Annotated in this window: 15 protein-coding genes; 5 read left to right on the forward strand and 10 right to left on the reverse strand. The window is 67.2% G+C overall.

Annotated features, from left to right (window positions below):
* Nucleotides 1–29: 29 nt before the first annotated feature.
* From LJF27_RS23315 to LJF27_RS23360, 10 genes are all read right to left on the reverse strand, one after another.
* The gene (locus LJF27_RS23315) at nt 30–2,333 is read right to left on the reverse strand and encodes a PqiB family protein (RefSeq protein WP_019726172.1); all 2,304 of its coding nucleotides are present in this window, start codon (nt 2,331–2,333) and stop codon (nt 30–32) included.
* A complete protein-coding gene (locus LJF27_RS23320; protein ID WP_003089139.1) occupies nt 2,326–2,946 on the reverse strand; it encodes a paraquat-inducible protein A in 621 nt (206 codons plus the stop codon). Before LJF27_RS23320 ends, LJF27_RS23315 begins: the two co-directional genes overlap by 8 nt.
* Nucleotides 2,947–3,594: 648 nt before the next feature.
* The gene (locus LJF27_RS23325; protein ID WP_023103182.1) at nt 3,595–5,178 is read right to left on the reverse strand and encodes an aldehyde dehydrogenase (NADP(+)); all 1,584 of its coding nucleotides are present in this window, start codon (nt 5,176–5,178) and stop codon (nt 3,595–3,597) included.
* A 128-nt stretch (nt 5,179–5,306) separates the two neighbouring features.
* Nucleotides 5,307–6,302 carry an AraD1 family protein gene (gene araD1, locus LJF27_RS23330; RefSeq protein WP_003123447.1) on the reverse strand — a complete coding sequence of 332 codons (996 nt, stop codon included), beginning with the start codon at nt 6,300–6,302 and terminating at the stop codon, nt 5,307–5,309.
* Between the two features lie 27 nt (nt 6,303–6,329).
* A complete protein-coding gene (locus LJF27_RS23335) occupies nt 6,330–7,505 on the reverse strand; it encodes an L-lyxonate dehydratase (protein ID WP_003113703.1) in 1,176 nt (391 codons plus the stop codon).
* Between the two features lie 30 nt (nt 7,506–7,535).
* Nucleotides 7,536–8,858 (reverse strand): MFS transporter, encoded by a 1,323-nt coding sequence (locus LJF27_RS23340; protein WP_003113702.1) that lies wholly within the window; start codon nt 8,856–8,858, stop codon nt 7,536–7,538.
* A gap of 185 nt (nt 8,859–9,043) precedes the next feature.
* Nucleotides 9,044–10,294: an OprD family porin gene (locus LJF27_RS23345; RefSeq protein ID WP_009876399.1), complete on the reverse strand. Its 1,251-nt coding sequence runs from the start codon at nt 10,292–10,294 to the stop codon at nt 9,044–9,046.
* Nucleotides 10,295–10,466: 172 nt separating this feature from the next.
* The gene (locus tag LJF27_RS23350; RefSeq protein WP_003123450.1) at nt 10,467–11,480 is read right to left on the reverse strand and encodes a 4-hydroxythreonine-4-phosphate dehydrogenase PdxA; all 1,014 of its coding nucleotides are present in this window, start codon (nt 11,478–11,480) and stop codon (nt 10,467–10,469) included.
* Nucleotides 11,477–12,436 (reverse strand): amidohydrolase family protein, encoded by a 960-nt coding sequence (locus LJF27_RS23355; protein ID WP_023116560.1) that lies wholly within the window; start codon nt 12,434–12,436, stop codon nt 11,477–11,479. Before LJF27_RS23355 ends, LJF27_RS23350 begins: the two co-directional genes overlap by 4 nt.
* Nucleotides 12,429–13,754, reverse strand: a complete 1,326-nt coding sequence (locus LJF27_RS23360; protein WP_003113698.1) for an MFS transporter — start codon at nt 13,752–13,754, stop codon at nt 12,429–12,431. Before LJF27_RS23360 ends, LJF27_RS23355 begins: the two co-directional genes overlap by 8 nt.
* Before the next feature lie 266 nt (nt 13,755–14,020).
* Here LJF27_RS23360 and LJF27_RS23365 point away from each other — a divergent pair, with 266 nt between their 5' ends.
* From LJF27_RS23365 to LJF27_RS23385, 5 genes are all read left to right on the forward strand, one after another.
* Entirely contained in the window at nt 14,021–15,034 is a 1,014-nt protein-coding gene (locus LJF27_RS23365) for a Bug family tripartite tricarboxylate transporter substrate binding protein (RefSeq protein WP_003089055.1), read from the forward strand.
* Nucleotides 15,035–15,061: 27 nt separating this feature from the next.
* Nucleotides 15,062–15,592: a tripartite tricarboxylate transporter TctB family protein gene (locus tag LJF27_RS23370; protein WP_023096752.1), complete on the forward strand. Its 531-nt coding sequence runs from the start codon at nt 15,062–15,064 to the stop codon at nt 15,590–15,592.
* Nucleotides 15,589–17,109, forward strand: coding sequence for a tripartite tricarboxylate transporter permease (locus LJF27_RS23375; protein WP_019396795.1), 1,521 nt, complete (start codon nt 15,589–15,591; stop codon nt 17,107–17,109). Before LJF27_RS23370 ends, LJF27_RS23375 begins: the two co-directional genes overlap by 4 nt.
* Nucleotides 17,110–17,176: 67 nt before the next feature.
* Nucleotides 17,177–18,124, forward strand: coding sequence for a LysR family transcriptional regulator (locus LJF27_RS23380; protein WP_003089050.1), 948 nt, complete (start codon nt 17,177–17,179; stop codon nt 18,122–18,124).
* An 81-nt stretch (nt 18,125–18,205) separates the two neighbouring features.
* Nucleotides 18,206–18,682: a hypothetical protein gene (locus LJF27_RS23385; RefSeq protein ID WP_003089049.1), complete on the forward strand. Its 477-nt coding sequence runs from the start codon at nt 18,206–18,208 to the stop codon at nt 18,680–18,682.
* The last annotated feature ends 278 nt before the right edge of the window (nt 18,683–18,960 follow it).

Below are 18,960 nucleotides of genomic sequence, written 5' to 3' on the forward strand. Positions count from 1 at the left end.
GATTCATGCTGCCGCGGTGCGATGCGACATCAACGGGCCCCGTTCCTCAGGGCGATCCTGGGCGCCCACTCCAGCCATTCGTCATTGGCCGAATCGAACAGGGCGAAGGTCTGCCCCGGCTTGGCGGGCTCGCCCATCTGCGCATTGTTCGGGGTGGCGAAGGCAATGCCGCCCTCCATCAGCGCCTCCATCGACTCGGTGCGTAGCGACAGGCCCTTGAACAGGCTGGCGTCGACGCCGAAGCCGCTGGCATTCCAGAAACGGCTGCCGGTACGCACCAGCGGTACGTAGCGCGGTTCGATGAGGATGCTGATCAGCACCCGGTCGGCCTGTTCGCCCAAGGCCAGGTCGACGACCTTGCCCACCGGGATCTGCCGGTAGGTCACCAGGTTGCCCGGCTTGATCGAGCCCTTGCGCGGCGCACTGAGGGTCAGCCGCAGGCCGTTTTCCCGACCCAGCAGGTTGGGTGCTTCGGCGAGAGTCTGGAAGCGTGCCTGGCGCTCGCCCGGCGTGCTCGACGGCAGCGCCTCGATATAGGGGCCGCTGACCAGGGTTCCGAGGTTCTCGGTACGCAGCAGGCCGAGCGCCGGACGCACCACCCAGAAGCGGGTTCCGCTGCGGGCGACGCGCTCGCCGGCGGAAGTCAGGCGGGCCTTCATCAGTACCCCGGAGAGGTCCGGGTTCAGCTCGACGCTTTCGATCTTGCCGATGTCCAGGCCCTTGAAGCGGATCGGCGTGCCTTCGCGCAGGCCGTCGGCATTGTCGATGCTCAGCTGGATTTCCACGCCACGGGCCATCGCCGCCTCCTCGCTGTCGAAGAGGGTGAAGCGACGCACCTTGGTCACGGTCGGCGCCTTCGGATCGAGGGTGTCGAAGGAAATCCCGCCGGTGATCAGGGTCTGCAGCGACTCGCTCTTCACCTGCACGCCGCTGAGGTTGCCGGTCAGGGTGATCCCGCTGGAGTTCCAGAAGCGCGTCGAGGTATTCACCAGGTGCGCGTACTCCGGCTCGATGTGCACACCCACCACCACTCGCTGGCGGTCGCGCGACAGCTGGTAGCTCTGCACGCTGCCGACGCGGACCTGGCGGTAGAGGATCGGCGCGCCGATATCGATCGAGCCGAGCTTGTCGCTGGTCAGCACCAGGTGCAGGCCGGGCGCGTCGGTGTTCAGCGGCGGCGCTTTCGGGCGGATGGTGAACTCGCGACTCGGCGCGCCGCTCTTGGCGAAGCGCACGTCGATATAGTTACCTTTCACCAGGGCCTCGAGGCCGGTGATGCCGGCCAGGGAGATGCTTGGCTTGACGGTCCAGAACTCGGTGCCTTCCAGCAGCATGTCCTCGACCCGCGGATCCATCGCCAGGTCGGCAGTGGCGCTGCTGTAGTCCTTGTCCATGTCGATCGACTTGACCAGGCCGACCTGCACGCCGTTGAACATCACCGGGGTGCGGCCCGGATCGATGCCGCTGACGTCGTTCATCTTCAGCTTCACGCGCAGACCGGCCTGGGCCGCGTCGTAGTCGTCGTACAGACGGAACGGCTTGCTCGGATCGGTCGGCGGGCTGTCGCCTCGACTATCGGAAGTAGCGAAAGCGATGCCGCCGGCCGCCAGGGTCAGCAACGATTCGCTACGCACCTTGAAGCCGGACAGGCCGCCGGAAATGGAGATGCCGCTGGCGTTCCAGAATCGCGTGTGCTTGCGCACCAGGTCGGCGTAGGCCGGCTCGATGTGCACCTTGATCTCGATGGTCCTCTGGTCATCGCCCAACTGGAAGCTCTTCACCTGGCCGACCTGGATCTGCCGGTAGAACACCGGGCTGCCCTGCTCTAGGGAGCCCAGGCGATCGGCCTTGAGGGTCAGGTGCAGGCCGGGCAGCCTGTCGGAAAGGGGGGGCGGCTGCTTCAGCGCGGTGAAGTTGCGTTCTTCCTTCTCGCCCTTCACCGGATCGACCGCGATGTAGACGCCGGATACCAGGGTTTCCAGGCCGGTGACGCCAGCCAGGGAAACCCGCGGCTTGACCAGCCAGAAGCGGGTACCCTTGCTCAGGTACTGGCGCGCCTCCTTGTCCATTTCGATGGTGGCCACCACGCCCTTGATATCTTCGCTGACATCCAGCGCGACGACCTTGCCGACCGCGATGCCCTTGTACAGCACCTCGGTCTTCTTCGCCTGGATGCCATCGCTGCTCTCGAAGCGCACCTGGATCAGCACCCCTGCCTGGTCGTAGGCGCGCCAGCCCAGCCAGGCCCCGATAGCCAGGGCCACCAGCGGCAGCACCCAGATCGCCGACCAGTTCGAGGTCTTGTGTTTCTTCGGGCTTGGCAAATCACTCATTCTCGTCGTCCAGATTGGTGTTGTCCCAGATAAGCCGGGGGTCGAACGTCACGGCGGCGAGCATGGTGAGCACCACCACGCTGGCGAAGGCGGCGGCGCCGAGATTGGCCTCGATGCTCGCCAGGTTGCCGAAATTGACCAGCGCCACGAGGATGGCGATGACGAAGATATCGAGCATCGACCAGCGCCCGACCCATTCGATGAAGCGGTACATCATGATTCGCTGGCGGGCCGACATCGGCTGGTGCCGCTGCACCGAATAGAGCAGCAGGGCGATGCCGACCAGCTTGAAGGTGGGGACGACGATACTGGCGACGAACACCACCAGGGCGATGGGAAACATGTCGGCCTGGATCAGGGTCACGACCCCGCCCATGATGGTCGCCGGGGAGCCCTTGCCGAGCATGTTGACGGTCATGATCGGCAACAGGTTGGCGGGAACGTAGAGAATCATCGCCGAGATCAGCAACGCCCAGGTACGGGCAATGCTGTTCGGCCGCCGAGGATGCAGCTTCGCGCCGCAGCGACTGCAACGCGGATGCTCGTTCCCGTCGGCGCGATTCAACTGGTGGCACTCGCCGCAGACCAGAATGCCGGCATCGATCGCACGCATTGTCGTTCTCCAGGATCTCTGCCGGGACGGTGATGGTTTGTCGTCGTCCAGCGCGGCGGCCAACCTGTGCCTTGCCCGGCAGGGAATGGGCACGGGGAAACCACCTGTCGGGGGAGGCTGCCGTCGGAAGACGATTCTGTCCGGGGCGTTACAGCGATGGCATGGGTTCGGCCACTCACGCGCATCAGTTGTCCGCTCGGCTCGATCTGGCCAGGCTGGGCCGGACTCGCTATTCATGCCGCTTGGACGATGATCGAGCGCTGGGATCGCATGATGCTTATATAGTTCACATGAGTCAATATTGTCTCATGTGTTTTTCTCCATCGCGCTATACGGAGCCAAGCGGCGATCCTGCCAGGGAGGCATCATGGCATTCGCCACGGAAGGAAGGACCCCCGGAGAGATTGTGGCGCGCCTCCTGTCTCATGCCGATGCAAGTGGCGGTATCGGCCGAGAATCCCTCGACACCGAGAAGCGGCTTTTCCGCGTCCAGGCATGGGACGATAGGAGCACTCGGGTAGCCCTGGATCGATACTCGCTTTACAGGCAGGAACACCGGCGGGCCTCTTCCGGGGCTCCTCCAGTGTCCTGCTGCACACCTCTGAGGCTCCGATATCCTCCGAACCTCGTCTTTGCCCGGTTCCTCTTTCAGTCAATCGCCGCCCGCGTCCCAACCCCGTCCACCAACCGCGCAATCCCCAATGGGTTGCCATCCTTCAGCGCTTCCGGCAGCCACGCGTCCGGGTAGTTCTGGTAGCACACCGGGCGCAGGAAACGGTCGATGGCCAGGGTGCCCACCGAGGTGCCGCGGGCGTCCGAAGTGGCCGGGTACGGGCCGCCGTGGACCATCGCGTCGCAGACTTCCACGCCGGTCGGGTAGCCGTTGAGCAGCAGGCGTCCTGCCTTCTGTTCCAGGAGCGGTACCAGGTCGGCGAAGGACGCCAGGTCTTCCGCTTCGGCGATCAGGGTCGCGGTGAGCTGCCCGTGCAGCCCATGCAGCGCGCGCTTCAGTTCGGCGTGGTCGGCGACCTCGACGACCACGCTGGCCGGGCCGAAGACTTCTTCCTGCAGCAACTCGTCGCCCTCCAGCAGCAGGCTGACGTCCGCCTGGAACAGTTGCGGCCGGGCCTGGCGGCCCTCCTGCGGTTGCCCGGCGAGATGGCGGACGCGCGGGTGGGCGTGCAGCGCCGCCAGGCCTTTTTCATAGCTGGCCAGCGTGCCGGTGTTGAGCATGGTCTGCGCCGGCTGGTCGTCCATGCGGGCGGCGAAGCGTTCGAGGAACGCCGAGAATTGCGCAGAGCGGATGCCGATGACCAGCCCGGGATTGGTACAGAACTGGCCGCAGCCGAGCACCACCGAGGCACTCAGTTCGTCGGCCACGGCCTCGCCGCGCTTCTTCAGCGCCGCCGGCAGCAGCACCACCGGGTTGATGCTGCTCATCTCGGCGAACACCGGGATCGGCTGCGCCCGGGCGGCCGCCATGTCGCAGAGGGCGCGGCCGCCCTTCAGCGAACCGGTGAAGCCGACCGCCTGGATCGCGGGGTGGCGTACCAGCCGCTCCCCTACTCCGCCGCCGTAGATCATGTTGAACACGCCCGCCGGCATGCCGGTGCGCTCGGCCGCGCGGAGGATCGCCGCGGCGACCCGTTCGGCGGTGGCCATGTGTCCGCTGTGCGCCTTGAACACCACCGGGCAGCCGGCGGCCAGGGCCGCGGCGGTATCGCCGCCGGCGGTGGAGAACGCCAGGGGGAAGTTGCTCGCGCCGAACACCGCCACCGGGCCGAGGCCGATCCGGCACTGGCGCAGGTCGACGCGTGGCAGCGGCTTGCGTTCGGGCCGGGCGCGGTCGATGCGCGCGCCATGGAAGTCGCCGCGCCGCAGGACTTCGGCGAACAGGCGCAGCTGGCCGCTGGTGCGGCTGCGTTCGCCCTGGATGCGCGTGGCCGGTAGCGCGGTTTCACGGCAGACGATGGCGACGAAATCATCGTCCAGCGCGTCGAGTTCGGCGGCGATGGTATCGAGGAATTCCGCGCGGCGGCTGGCCGGCAGTTGCCGGTAGTGCGGGTAGGCGCTGGCGGCGGCTTCGGCGGCGGCGTCCACTTCTTCCGGGGTGGCTTGCACGAAGCGGTACGGCAGCGCCTCACCGCTGGCGGCGTCGAGGCTTTGCAGGAAGAGCGTGCCGGCCGCGCTGCGGGCGCCGCCGATGAAGTTGTGTCCGAGGATGGCTGTCATGTCGACCTCATACAGGGGAAGCCCCGCCGGGGATGGCCGGCGGGGTTGGAGCCAAGGCTCCGCAGGAATGAAGGAAACCGTGCCGCGGGTCTCTCGTGGAGCTCCGGCCTATGCACGGCGGTGGGGCTTCAGAGCGCTACCACCCGCCCCGGCGTCAGTGCGGTCTCGACGGCGGCGATGCCATTGCGCAGCGGCGCGCCGAACTCGGCCATGGCGATCTCGAAGACATCCCCCGGAGCAGCCTTGATCCCGTCGGCGAAGGACAGCGTGGCGGTACCGAAGTAATGCACGTGGACGTCGCCCGGACGGAGGAACTGCGCGTACTTGAAATGGTGGTACTCGAGGTTCTCCAGGCTGTGGCACATGTTGTCCTCGCCGGAAAGGAACGCCTGCTGCCAGAGCACTTCGCCGTCGCGCAGGATCCGGCTCTCGCCCTGCAGGTGGCGCGGCAGTTCGCCGACTCGCAGCTCCGGCCCGTAGCAGCAGGCGCGTAGCTTGGAATGCGCCAGGTACAGGTAGTTGCGGCGCTCCATCAGGTGGTCGGAGAACTCGTTGCCCAGGGCGTAGCCGAGCCGGTAAGGCCGGCGGTCATCGCCGATCAGGTAGAGCCCGACCAGCTCCGGTTCCTCGCCGGCGTCCTCGGCGAAGGCCGGTAGCGGGAAGTCCGCGCCGGGGCGCACGACGATGCCGCCGTCGCCCTTGTAGAACCATTCGGGCTGCGCGCCGACCTGGCCCGCCGGTGGCTTGCCGCCCTCCAGGCCCCACCTGAAGATGCGCATGGTGTCGGTCAGCGCGGTCTCGTCGCCCTGGTTCTGCTGGTGCATGCGGTCGCGCGTCGCGGCGCTGCCCAGGTGGGTCAGGCCGGTGCCGCTGACCAGGCAATGGGCCGGGTCGTCATGATCCAGCGGCGGCAGCACCCTTCCCTCCTCCAGCAACCCGGCATAGTCCGGGCCTGGCTCGCTGCCTCGGCGCAGCACCTCGTCTTGCAGGCCGCTGCCCGCGCGAATCGCCGCCAGCCCCAGTTCGCGCGTGCTGCGCACGCCGCGCAGCACCTGTATCCCGGCGCCTTCGACGACGCCGACCCGGCGCTGCCCTGCCCGGTCCTCGAATTGAATCAGCCGCATCTCGGCTCCTCCTGTGGGCTCCGACTATCACTCGATGATGATGAAATCCTTGAGGTGCTCTTCGGATATCTCCAGGCCCAGGCCGGGCTTGTGGTCGTCCAGCTGGATATAGCCGTCGACCGGCTGCGGCTCGCCCTTGAACACGTAGTAGAACAGCTCGTTGCCGACCTCGACGTCGAACACCGGGAAGAACTCGGCCATCGGCGAGGCGGTGCTGGCCATGGTCAGGTGATAGTTGTGCAACTGTCCGGCGTGCGGGATCACCGGCACCGACCAGGCCTCGGCCATGGCGTTGATCTTGCGCGCGGCGGTGATCCCGCCGACGCGGTTGGTGTCGTACTGTATGACGTCCACCGCGCGGCGCTCCAGCAGGTCCTTGAAGCCGTGGCCGGTGAATTCGTGCTCGCCGCCGGAGATCGGCATGATCCCCATCTTCTTCAGCTCGACGTAGCCCTCGATGTCATCGGCGATCACCGGCTCCTCCAGCCAGCGCGGTTCGAACTCGGCGAGCTTCGGCAGCATCCGCCGGGCGTATTCCAGGGTCCAGCCCATGTAGCATTCGAGCATGATGTCGATGTCCGGCCCGGCCAGTTCGCGTAGCGCGCGGACCTGCTCGATGTTCCTGCGCATGCCCGTCGGGCCGTCCTTGGGGCCATAGCCGAAGCGCATCTTCAGCGCGGTGAAGCCCTGGTTCAGGTAGCCCTGGGCCTCTTCGAGGAAGGCGTCGAGGTTGTCGTTGGCGTAGAGCTTCGAGGCGTAGGTCCAGATCTTCTCCTTGGTGCGGCCGCCGAGCAGCTTGAACACCGGCTTGTTCACCGCCTTGCCCATGATGTCCCAGATCGCCAGGTCCACCGCCGAGATGGCTGCCATGCCGATGCCCTTGCGGCCCCAGGCGTGGGTGCGGCGATACATCTTCTGCCAGATGTACTCGTTGTCGAACGGGTCTTCGCCGATGCAGATCGGCGCCAGGTAGAGGTCGACGATTTCCTTCGCCACGCGCGGCGCCAGGGCGCAGTTGCCGATGCCGACGAGGCCGTCGTCGGTCTCGATCTCCACCACCAGCCAGCCGTGGAAGCGGAACGAGCCCATGGCGTCTCCCTTCTCGAACAGGATGTCGCTGGCATTGGTGCAGAAGTGCGCCTGCGGCGGGACGACCTTGCCCTTCCATTCGAAGACGCGGGTACGGACGGATTTGATTTTCATGTCGCAGCTCCTATCGGTGCGTAGTGTGGGTCAGCCGGCCTGCCGCGCTCGCAGCGGGACGGACGACGATCCGGAGGTCTTCAGCCGGGCCAGCAGGCAGGCGCCGAGCAGGCCGACGGCGGCCAGGGCGAACATGCCGGCGCGCGGGTCGGCGAACTGGCTTTCCATGAGGGTCTTGAGGTTCGGCGCGACGAAGCCGCCGAGGTTGCCCAGGGAGTTGATCAGGGCGATGCCGCTGGCCGCGGCCGCACCGCTCAGGTAGCCGGTGGGAAGGGTCCAGAACAGCGGCTGCACCGAGACGAAGCCGGACGCGGCGAAGCAGAAGGCGATCACCGCCAGGCCCAGGTTGCCGGCCAGCGCCGAGGCGGCGATACCGGCTGCGGCCATGCCCAGCATGGCCACCGCGAGCTGGCGATGCTGGCCGCTGCGGTCGGCCTGGCGGGTCACCAGGCGCGTTACCACCAGGGCGCAGACCCAGGGAATCGCGGTGATCAGGCCGACGTTCAGGCCGACCTGGCCGTCGAGGAAGCTGGCGATGCGGGTCGGCAGGTAGAACACCACGCCGTACACGCTCATCTGGATGGTGAAGTAGACCAGGCAGAACTTCAGCACCTGGCCGCTGCGCAGGGCGCTGAGGAAGCCGTGCGGGCCGCGTGCCTGTTTGCGGGTGTCTTCTTCGGCCAGCTCGCCTTCCAGCGCCCGCTTCTGCTCGTCGCTCAGCCAGCCGGCATCGCGCGGGCGGTCGACCAGGTAGAAGTAGGCGGCAATGCCGACCAGCGAGGCCAGCAGGCCCTCGGTGACGAACAGCCACTGCCAGTTGGCCAGGCCGAAGATGCCGTGGAACTCCAGCAGCCAGCCGGACAGCGGACCGCCCAGCACCAGCGCCAGCGGCAGGCCGAAATAGAACAGGCCGAGCGCCTGGGCACGGCTGCGCTGCGGGAACCAGTAGGTGAGGTAGAGGATGATGCCGGGGAAGAAGCCCGCCTCGGCGACGCCCAGCAGGAAGCGCAGGACATAGAAAGTCATGGCGTCGTCGGCGAACATCATCGCCGCCGAGACCAGGCCCCAGGTGACCATGATCCTGCACAGCCAGACCCTGGCGCCGAGGCGGTGCAGCATCAGGTTGCTGGGTACCTCGAAGCAGGCATAGCCGATGAAGAAGATGCTCGCGCCGAACGCGAAGGCGGCATCGCCGAGGCCGGTGTCGGCTTGCAGGAAGGCCCGCGCGTAACCGACGTTGGCCCGGTCGATGAAAGCCAGTACATACATCAGGACCAGGAAAGGCAGGAGCCGCAGGCGGCTGGTGGCGATCGCCGAGGACAGCAGCCTGGCGTGGTCGTTCATGGCGCTCATGGAGGGCTTCCTTCTTGTTGTTGTTCGACGCGGAGGCGGCATGGCCGCTTGCGTTGGGCCGACTGTAGCCAGGCCGCTCCCGCGCGGATAATCACTTCTGCGCATTCATCGATAACCCCAGGCAATACCTTTTAACCAATCAGCCAATCGCCGGTTATCGGGCAGCAGCGAGAACGGCCCTGCGCTCAGAGCAGCGGCAGGGAATACGAGAGGATCAGGCGGTTCTCGTCGACATCGGCGGCATGGTTGGACCGCAGCATGGCGTTGCGCCAACGCAGGCCAAGGTTCTTCAGCGGGCCGCTCTGGATCACGTAGGCGACGTCCACGTCGCGTTCCCAGGCGCGGCCGTCGTCCATCGCCTTCGTCCGGGCATGGGCGCCGCTGGCGTAGCGGGCCATGGCGGTCAGCCCGGGAATGCCCAGGGCGACGAAGTCGTAGTCGTAGCGCAGTTGCCAGGAGCGCTCGCCGGCGCTGGTGAAGTTGCGCACCTGGATGTCGTTGACCAACGGCGTGCTGGTGCCGGCGATGTAGAGCATCCCGTCGTCGCCGTACATGCGCTGGTAGCCGGCGCCGAGGCTGTGGCCGCCGCGGGTCGCGCTGAAGAAACCGGTCAGCGCGCGATTCTCCAGATCACCGAGCTTCGCGGCACCTTCGTCGCGCGTGTCGAAGAGCCCGACGCTGGCGCCCAGGCGCCAGCCGCCGAAGCTCTGCTTGTGGCTCAAGCTGTAGTAGTCCTGCCGGTAGATGTCTTGCAGTCGCGCCTGCCACAGCCCGACCTGGCTGCGCTCGGCATTGAAGCGGTACTCCGCGCCCAGGTAGTCGAAACGGTCGGAGAACGCCCCGCCGCGCCCATCCACCGAGAGGTCCTGGTGGTCGCTGGAGTTGCGCTGGCTGAGCGAACGCATCTGCCCGCCGTGCAGGGTCAGGCCGGCGATTTCCCTGGAGGTCAGCATGCCGCCCTGGAAGGTCTGTGGCAGCAGGCGGCCGTCGTTGCGCAGGAGGATTGGCAGTTCCGGCAGCAGTTCGCCGAGCTTCAGCTCGGTATTCGACAGCTTCAGCTTCGGCGCCACGCCCAGTCGCGCGTAGTCGTCCGCTGCGCGTCCGTCGGCGTGGCGTGGCAGCAGCCCGGAGCCAGCACGATCAGGGCTGCTGTCGAGCTTCAGGCCGAGCTGGCCGATCAGCTCGACGCCGAGGCCCAGGGTGCCCTGGGTATAGCCGGACTTCGCCTGTAGGAGAAAGCCTTGGGCCCACTCCTCCTGTTTCGACTGCGCCGCGCCGGGCTGGCGGAAGTCGCGATTGAAATAGAGATTGCGCAGGCCGAGGCTGACGCTGGCGTCTTCGATAAAGCCCTCGGCGCCGGCGAGCGACGGCAGGCCGGCCAGCAGGACCGGGGCGAGCGAGGCGGATTTCAGCAGGTTCGGAGCGGAACGGGTCATTGTTGTTTTTCCTTTTCCCAGGCCGAAGCGAGCCGTGGAGCGCTGCGGCTCCAGGCGATGTGTCTCTCGTCGAAGGTGCGACGCCTCCTGCCCCGCCGCGACGGTACAGGGAGGCGCCAGGGAGCGCGTTACGAAGGGGCGGCGCTCTGGTTGTCGCGTCGCATGCAGGCGATCAGGCTTTGCGCCTGCCCATCCGGCAGGCGATCTCGAACGCCTGGCGGGTGGCGCCGACGTCGGCCCTTCCCTGCCCGGCGATATCGAAGGCGGTACCGTGGGCCGGCGTAGCGATGGGGATCGGCAGGCCGCCCTGGACGGTCACGCCGCGGGAGAAGCCCATCAGCTTGATCGCGATCTGCCCCTGGTCGTGGTACATGGTCACCACCGCGTCGAAGGCACGGGCGTCGCCCTGCACCTTGAGGAAAATGGTGTCGGCGGGATACGGGCCGTCGGCGGCGATCCCCTGTTCGCGCGCCTTCTGCACCGCCGGAGCGATGATGTCCAGCTCCTCGCGGCCGAAGCTGCCGTTGTCGCCGTTGTGCGGGTTCAGTCCGCAGACGCCGATGCGCGGCCGCGCCAGGCCGCTGCGGCGCAGCGCGTCGTCGATCAGGCGGATCGCCTCCCCTACCCGCTCCTGGCTGAGCAGGCCCGGCACCTCGGCCAGGGCTACGTGGGAGGTCACCCGCGAGGTCCAGAGGTCGTCGAGGACGTTGAACTCGCAGAACGGGCCGCCGAACCCCAGGCGCTCGGCGAACCAGTGCAACTCGTCGCTGTGGTCCATGCCGGCCATGTGCAGCGAGGTCTTGTTCAGCGGGCCGAAGAGGATCGCGTCGGTCCTGCCGCTGCGGGTCAGTTCGAGGGCCAGCGCGAGGGTCTCCAGGCTGTAGCGGCCACCGACGGCGCTCGCTTCGCTGCGTGGGAACTCGTCCCCGCCCTGGCTGAGCCAGGGATGCAGCAGTGGCGTGGCGTCGGCGAAATCCAGGGTCTCCAGCGCGTCGATGCGCCGGTAGGGGAATTCGCAGCCGGCGATGCGCATGCCGCGGCGCATTTCCGCTTCGTCGGCGATCAGCACGATGTGCGCCTTCTCGCGCACCTCGGTGTCGGCCAGCAGGCGGGCGATCAGTTCCGGGCCGATGCCGGCCGGATCGCCCAGGACCATGGCCAGTCGCGGTAGGGATGGAGCGTTCATGGGGAAGTCCTCGGGTCGGGCGACGCCTGCTGCAGGCGCACGGTGTCGGGTACGGTGCGGTAGATGCGCCGCGCGTTGCTATGGAAAAGCCATTCCTGGTCGGCGTACGGCAGGTCGGCGACGATGCGTTTGAAACCGCCATAGATGTCGTCGAACGAGCCGCACAGGCTGTCCACCGGGAAGTTGCTGGCGAACATCGCCCGCTCGACGCCGAACAGGGCGATGCTTTCGCGGACGATCCAGGCGTTGTCCTCGACGCTCCAGCGCCGGCCGGCCTGGCCGATGCCGGAGATCTTCAACGCCACGTTGGGGCATTCGGCGAAGCGCGCCATGGCCCGTTGCCAGGCGGCCAGCCCCTCCTCGCTGCGATCGGACGGCAGGCCGGCGTGGTTGAGCACGATCAGCGTATCGGGGAAGTCGCGCGCCAGGCATGCGGCCTCGGCGAGGTTCCACCAGGGTGTCTGCAGGTCGAAGTGCAGGCCGTGCCGGGCCAGCTCGGCATAGCCGCGACGCCAGCGCTCGTCGCTCATCAGGCTGCGCAGCTCGCCGACCTGTTGCGGGCGTTGCGGACCGCCGGGCTTGTGGCGGACGCTGCGGACCCGTGCGAAGCCCGCCTGCGCCGCCAGCACCTCGGCGGCGTCCGGCGCGTCCAGCCAGGCCTGCGCCACCACTGCGTGGGGCGCGCCATGGCGTTCGGCGAGGTGATGCACGAAGCGTGTTTCGCCGAGCGGATCGCGCGGGTCCCACTCGGTTTCCACGTAGACCGTCTCGACCACCCGGTGTGCGCCGACGTCGCCGAAGTAGTCCGCCGGCAGGTAGCGGCGCTTGATCGCGCTGTAGTCGCCGTAGCGGAACGGAATCTTGGCGTCCTCCGCGAGCCAGGGGTGGTAGTTCGCCTGCGGGTCCCAGAAATGATGATGGGCGTCGACGATCGGCCCGTCGTACAGCTCAGCCATGCTTTGCCTCGGTCTTGTCCAGGGAAATCAGCAGGGTGCCGGCGATGAAGGCTGCCGAGCAGAGGGCGAAGAAGCCCAGCACCGCGGCATATCCGCCCAGGTGTTGCAGCAGCAGCCCGACCAGGATCGGCACGGCGATGCCGCCGAGGCTGCCGGCCATGTTCATCACCCCGCCGACCAGGCCGACCCGGGCCGGAGTGGCGAGCAAGGCCGGAAAGCTCCAGTACAGGCTGCCCCACATCAGGAAGAAGGCGGTCAGCGCCAGCAGGGTCACGGCGGCATAGGCATCTTCCAGGCTCGGCAACAGCAGGAAGGCGACCAGCGCCGCGAGGCCCGAGACCGTCAGCAGGCCCTTGGCCGCCAGGCCGCGGCGCACGCCCTTGCGGATCAGCAGGTCGCAGAGGAAGCCGCCGACCAGGGAACCGACGGCGCCGCAGAGGAAGATGACGAAGGTCGCGGCGCCGATACCCTTGATATCGAAGCCGCGCGCCTGCGCCAGGTAGCTAGGACCCCAGGTCAGCAGGCCGAAGAACACCATGGCCCAACTGGCGCGGCCGAGGACGATACCGACCAGGGAGCGGCCGGCGATGCCCAGTCTTCCGCCGGCCTGGCAGTCCGCTTCGGCGAGCGGGGTGGTGCGGTCGGCGTTGATCCGGTCCAGCTCGGCGGCGTTGACCCCGGGATGCTCGGCCGGGTCGTCGCGCAGGTAGTGCCAGGCCAGCCAGGCCATGGCCAGGGTGGCGATGCCGGCGATGAAGAAGGCGCTGCGCCAGGAGCCGAGCACGGCGATCAGGTAGGCGATGACCAGTCCGCCGAGAGCGACGCCCAGCGGCCCTCCGCAGTCCATCAGCACGGCGCCGCGGCTGCGTTCGCTGGAGCCCAGCCACAGCGAGTTGAGCTTGCCGCCGGAGGGGAACAGCGGCGCTTCCGCCGCGCCCAGGGCGACCCGGGCGAACATCAGCGACAGGCCGCCGCTGGCGAAGGCCGCGAGGGTCTGGAAGGCTCCCCAGAGGCCGGTGGACCAGCCGATCACCCGGCGCGGGCCGTAGCGGTCGATCAGCCAGCCGCCGGGAATCTGCAACAGCGCGTAGGCCCAGAAGAAGCTGCTGAGGATCAGCCCCTGCATGCTCGGCGTGAGCTGGAATTCACCGGCGATGGTGGGCATGGCGATGGACAGCGAGACCCGGTCGACCAGGTTGATCACCGTCAGGGCGAAGACGATGGCGAAGATGCGCCAGCGGACGTTGCTGGGTTTTGCGGCAGTGGCCTTGTCCTGGGCAGGATCAGCCTGGAGCACGGCGGTCTGTGCCTGAGCCATGGGTCGTACCTCTTTTATTGTTGTTCTTGTGCTGCGGAACTGGGTTGGCAGGTCCGGCACGCCCACTATCCGGCTTTCCATCGATAACCGTCTAATCAAAGCTGCTCATACGGCCATTTCCTACGGTTATCGCTCCAGGTATCCGACATCCGCTTCCACTCATAACCCCAGGCTATCGGTGTATGCCTTATTTTGAGTGGACGCTTATCGGTGCGCTTCGCACACTCCGCTCTACCCATAACAACAATGACAACCAGAGGTCCTCCATGCGTACCGCATATGCGCGCTCCGTCCCCTCCTTCCTGGCCGCTTGCGCCCTGCTCTGCTGCACCGCCCTGCCCGCCCTGGCGGCTGCCTGGAAACCCGAAGAGAACCTGGAGATCGTCGTCGCCGGCGGTCCCGGTGGCGGCACCGACCAACTCGCCCGCCTGGTCCAGTCGGCGATCAGCCAGAACAAGCTGCTCGACGTCAACACCGTGGTGCTGAACAAGGGCGGCGGCAACGGCGCCGAAGCCTTCCTCGACCTGAAGCTGGCCAAGGGCAACGCGCACAAGCTGGTGATCGGCACCAACAATGTCTACCTGCTGCCGCTGGTGGCCCGGCTGGGCTACCAATGGACCGACCTGACGCCGGTGGCGGCGGTGGCCGAGGACGACTTCATCCTCTGGACCTACCAGGCGGCGCCGTGGGCGGACGCCGCGGCGTTCCTCGCCGATCTGAAGAAGGACGCGACAGGCATGCGCTTCGGCGGCAGCCAGTCGAAGGACGTCGACCAGACTCTAAGCCTGCTGCTCGGCAAGCAGGTCGGCGGCAAGCTGACCTACATCCCCTTCAAGAGCGGCAGCGAGGCGTCCATCCAGTTGGCCGGCAGGCACATCGCCGCCAACCTCAACAACCCGGCGGAAAGCCTCAGCCAGTGGCGCGGCGGCCAGGTCCGGCCGCTCTGCGTGTTCAGCCACGAGCGCATGATCTACACCGCCAAGGTCGCTGCCGAGCAGTCCTGGGCGGACATCCCCACCTGCCACGAGCAGGGCCTGGGCATCGACCAGTACCGCTTCCCGCGCACCGTGTTCCTGCCCGGCGGAGTCAGCGACGAGCAGCGCGCCTTCTACGTCGAGTTGATGCGCAAGGTCAGCCAGACCGCCGAGTTCAGGGACTATGTCGAACGCTCGGCGCTGGCGCCGACCTTCCTCGCAGGCGAGGACCTGGTGAGCTACATCGAGAAGGACCGCCAGCGCGTCATCCCGCTGTTCCAGGAAGCCGGCTGGCTTCGCCAGTAACCCGCGTAGCGCGACCAGGAGACGAACATGTCCAGCTCATCCGATGCGCCGCTGGTCGCCACCCGCTGGGTGGAGATCGGCCTGGCGCTGTTCACCGCCGCGCTCGGCGCGATCGTCATGTACGGCAGCCAGGATATCGGCATCGGCTGGGGCGACAGCGGCCCCGAGGCCGGCTATTTCCCCTTCTACATCGGCCTGCTGCTGAGCGCCGCCAGCCTCGGCAACCTGCTCTTGGCCCTGTGCCGCTGGCGGGCGCTGGGTACCTCGTTCGTCGCCCGCACGGCCTTTCGCCGGGTGCTTGCGGTGTTCCTGCCGATCGCCGCCTACGTGGCGGCCATGCCGTTCGCCGGGATCTACCTCGCCTCCGCGTTGTTCATCGCCTGGTTCATGTGGCGCGACCGTAGCCGCGACAAACCCTACGGCGTGCCGCTGATCGTCACGCTGTCCTGCGGCGCGGCGCTGGCCAGCTACCTGGTCTTCGCCATCTGGTTCAAGGTGCCGCTGGATGCCGGAATACTGGCCGACCTCGCGGCCTTCGTCGGGAGCGCCAGGCCATGAGCGAATTCGATTCCCTGATGCAGGGCATGAGCCTGGTCCTCAGCGCCCATCACCTCGGCCTGATGGTGATCGGCGTGCTGCTCGGCATCCTGGTCGGCGTGCTGCCGGGCCTCGGTGCGCCGAACGGGGTGGCGCTGCTGCTGCCGCTGACCTTCAGCATGTCGCCGGTGTCGGCGATCATCCTGCTTTCCTGCATGTATTGGGGCGCGTTGTTCGGCGGCTCGATCACCTCGATCCTGTTCAACATCCCCGGCGAGCCGTCGTCGGTGGCCACCACCTTCGACGGCTACCCGATGGCGCGCAACGGCCAGGCCGGCGAAGCGCTGACCGCCGCCTTCACCTCGGCGCTCCTCGGGGCGCTGGTCGGCGTGCTGCTGCTGACCTTCCTGTCCACCCATATCGCTCGCTTCGCCCTGGCGTTCAGCTCGCCCGAGTTCTTCGCCGTCTACCTGCTGGCGTTCTGCACCTTCATCGGCATGAGCCGCAACCCGCCATTGAAGACCCTGGTGGCGATGACCATCGGTTTCGCCATGGCCGCCGTGGGCATGGATACCGTGTCCGGCGACCTGCGCCTGACCTTCGACCAGCCCTGGCTGCTTTCCGGGCTGAGTTTCGAGGTGGCGGTGATCGGCCTGTTCGGCATCGGCGAGATCCTCTGCACGGTGGAGGAAGGACTGGTGTTTCGCGGCGAGCGCGCACGCATCACGCCGATGGTGATCCTGCGTACCTGGGCCAGGCTGCCGCGCTACTGGCTGACCTGGCTGCGCAGCGCGCTGGTCGGCTGCTGGATGGGCGTCACTCCGGGCGGCCCCACCGCCGCCTCGTTCATGAGCTACAGCCTGGCGCGGCGCTTCTCGAAGAACCGCGAGAACTTCGGCAAGGGCGAGGTGGAAGGCGTGATCGCTCCGGAGACAGCCGACCATAGCGCCGGCACCAGCGCCCTGCTGCCGATGCTGACGCTCGGCATCCCCGGCTCGGCGACCGCCGCGGTGATGCTCGGTGGCCTGATGATCTGGGGGCTGCATCCCGGGCCGACGCTGTTCGTCGAACAGCACGACTTCGTCTGGGGCCTGATCGCCAGCATGTACCTGGGCAACGTGGTCAGCCTGATCGTGGTACTGGCGACCGTGCCGCTGTTCGCCTCGATCCTGCGGATTCCGTTCGCCATCGTCGCACCGATCATCGTCATGGTCTGCGCCATCGGCGCCTACTCGGTGCACAATGCCATGCTCGACGTGGTCCTGATGCTGCTGTTCGGCGCGCTCGGCTACCTGTTCAAGAAACTTGGCTACCCCATCGCCCCGCTGGTGCTCGCCGCGGTGCTCGGCGACAAGGCCGAGGACGCGTTCCGCCAGTCGATGCTGTTCTCCGACGGGCAACTCTCGGTGTTCTGGTCCAACCCGCTGGTGGCCAGCCTGACCGGCGCGGCGCTGGCGATGCTGCTCTGGCCGTTGCTGGCGCGGTGCGCCGGGGCGCTGTGCCGGCGTGGCCGGCGGAGTCTCCGGCATGCCGCCTGAGCCTGCGTCTGGCGGCGGGGTGGATTTCTTGTCACCCTGGGTCTCCCCGCCGCCAGCGAGATACGCCATGTCCCGGATTCCCGACGCCAGCATCATCCACAGCCGCCTGCGCCTGCGCCAGTTGCGCCTGATGCTGGCCCTGGAGGAACTCGGCTCGCTGCGCCGCGCCGCCGACGAGATCGGCATGACCCAGCCGGCGGCGACCAAGATGCTCCACGAGGCCGAAGACCTGCTCGGCGTCGAGTTGTTCGAGCGTTTGCCGCGCGGCATGCGCGCGACGCCTTTCGGCGAGACGCTGATCTATTACTCGCGGATGATCTTCGCCGAGCTGTCCGGGATGCGCGAGGAACTGGTCGCGCTGGAGTCCGGCAACCTCGGCCGGGTCACCGTCGGAGCGATCCCGGCGCTGGCCTCGAGCCTGCTGACGCGCACCATCGCCACCCTGAAGCAGAGTCATCCACGGCTGTCGATGAGCATCCAGGTGGACACCAGCGACGTGCTGGTCCAGGCCCTGCAACAGGACCAGCTGGACGTGGTGCTCGGACGCATCCCCAGCGGCGCGCGCACCGACGACCTGGTGTTCGACAGCCTCGGCGAGGAAGAACTCTGCGTGGTGGTCGGCGCGCAGAACCCGTTGTCGCAGGCACGCAAGCTGGACTGGGGCGAGTTGCAGGAGCTGACCTGGGTGTTGCAGCAGCACCCCAGCCCGATGCGCGGGATCGTCAACCAGGCCTTCCACAATGCGCGCATCGACCTGCCGAGCAGTATCGTCGAGACCACCTCGATCATGACCCTGCTCTCCCTGCTGCAACAGACCGACATGATCGGCATCACTCCACGCTCGGTGATCGAGGACTACCCGGGCAAGCACCTGCTGGCGATCCTGCCGATCCAGCTGGAGCCGCGCCTGCCGCCCTACGGCCTGATCACCCGACGCAACCGGGTCCACTCCTCGGCCATGCAGACCTTCATGGCCAGCGTACATGCCGAACAGGCGCGGCACCTGGCGAAGTGAGCGGCACTAGCACAAATGAGCTAATAGCCGCGAGCCGGCTGGACCTCTAACATCCTGCGGCATTTCAACGGAGTGAATGCCATGCCCTCGATCAAGCCCTTCGGTCTCGCCCTGCTCGTCCTCGGTCTCAGCGCCTGCGCCTCCCTCGGTCAGTCGGGGAATCGCGACAACGAGGTCAAGGTCGCCGCGCAGAAGCTCATCGGCCAGCCCGCCGGCAAGGCCTTCGAACTGTTCGGCAAGCCCGACCAGGGCCTCGGCCCTTCGTCCTACGGTAGCGGCGGCTTCTACGCCTGGAACCGCGTGCGGACCCACATGGGGCCGGACAAGGTCTTCATACAGACCGGCACCGAGTACGTCGGCCAGCGCGAGACCTGGGTCGGCGTCGGTGGCCAGGGGGTCGCCGGCATGGCGCCGGTGAGTAGCGAGGCGGTCTATCGCAAGACCGGCTACTACGAGAACGAGACCATCCTCGACTATTTCTGCAGCATCACCCTGTACACCGACAGCCGGGACATCATCACCAACGCCAGCGTGATCGACTGCCGGGACAGCCGCTGACGGGGCCGCCGGGCCCCGGCCTTCCTTCTCGACGACGAACCCCCAACGCGGAAGCCCTGCGGATCATGGCGTTACGCTATCGTTTTTTATTTCCTTGAATCCTTGTTTTCATACCTCTTATTTCGTCTGGAAATAAGATAGATCGATTCATTCTTTTCTCCCGACCCTTGGCCCCTGCCAAACTCCCTTCGCCACGGGATACCCCCGCGCCGACATGGCGGCATTCCCATCCGGAATGTCCGCCCCACATTGCAAGGCCCTGATCGTCGATCGCGGCC

This window comes from Pseudomonas sp. 203-8 (assembly GCF_020708595.1).
In the GTDB taxonomy this organism is placed as follows: Bacteria; Pseudomonadota; Gammaproteobacteria; order Pseudomonadales; family Pseudomonadaceae; genus Pseudomonas; species Pseudomonas aeruginosa.

Bases quoted from the DNA above. Each gene is read 5' to 3' on its own strand.
- LJF27_RS23365 (WP_003089055.1), top strand. From the start codon at position 14,021: ATGCGTACCGCATATGCGCGCTCCGTCCCCTCCTTCCTGGCCGCTTGC.
- LJF27_RS23360 (WP_003113698.1), bottom strand. From the start codon at position 13,754: ATGGCTCAGGCACAGACCGCCGTGCTCCAGGCTGATCCTGCCCAGGAC.
- LJF27_RS23320 (WP_003089139.1), bottom strand. From the start codon at position 2,946: ATGCGTGCGATCGATGCCGGCATTCTGGTCTGCGGCGAGTGCCACCAG.
- LJF27_RS23385 (WP_003089049.1), top strand. From the start codon at position 18,206: ATGCCCTCGATCAAGCCCTTCGGTCTCGCCCTGCTCGTCCTCGGTCTC.
- LJF27_RS23375 (WP_019396795.1), top strand. From the start codon at position 15,589: ATGAGCGAATTCGATTCCCTGATGCAGGGCATGAGCCTGGTCCTCAGC.
- LJF27_RS23355 (WP_023116560.1), bottom strand. From the start codon at position 12,436: ATGGCTGAGCTGTACGACGGGCCGATCGTCGACGCCCATCATCATTTC.
- LJF27_RS23340 (WP_003113702.1), bottom strand. From the start codon at position 8,858: ATGAGCGCCATGAACGACCACGCCAGGCTGCTGTCCTCGGCGATCGCC.
- LJF27_RS23370 (WP_023096752.1), top strand. From the start codon at position 15,062: ATGTCCAGCTCATCCGATGCGCCGCTGGTCGCCACCCGCTGGGTGGAG.
- araD1 (WP_003123447.1), bottom strand. From the start codon at position 6,302: ATGCGGCTGATTCAATTCGAGGACCGGGCAGGGCAGCGCCGGGTCGGC.
- LJF27_RS23315 (WP_019726172.1), bottom strand. From the start codon at position 2,333: ATGAGTGATTTGCCAAGCCCGAAGAAACACAAGACCTCGAACTGGTCG.
- LJF27_RS23345 (WP_009876399.1), bottom strand. From the start codon at position 10,294: ATGACCCGTTCCGCTCCGAACCTGCTGAAATCCGCCTCGCTCGCCCCG.
- LJF27_RS23350 (WP_003123450.1), bottom strand. From the start codon at position 11,480: ATGAACGCTCCATCCCTACCGCGACTGGCCATGGTCCTGGGCGATCCG.
- LJF27_RS23325 (WP_023103182.1), bottom strand. From the start codon at position 5,178: ATGACAGCCATCCTCGGACACAACTTCATCGGCGGCGCCCGCAGCGCG.
- LJF27_RS23335 (WP_003113703.1), bottom strand. From the start codon at position 7,505: ATGAAAATCAAATCCGTCCGTACCCGCGTCTTCGAATGGAAGGGCAAG.
- LJF27_RS23380 (WP_003089050.1), top strand. From the start codon at position 17,177: ATGTCCCGGATTCCCGACGCCAGCATCATCCACAGCCGCCTGCGCCTG.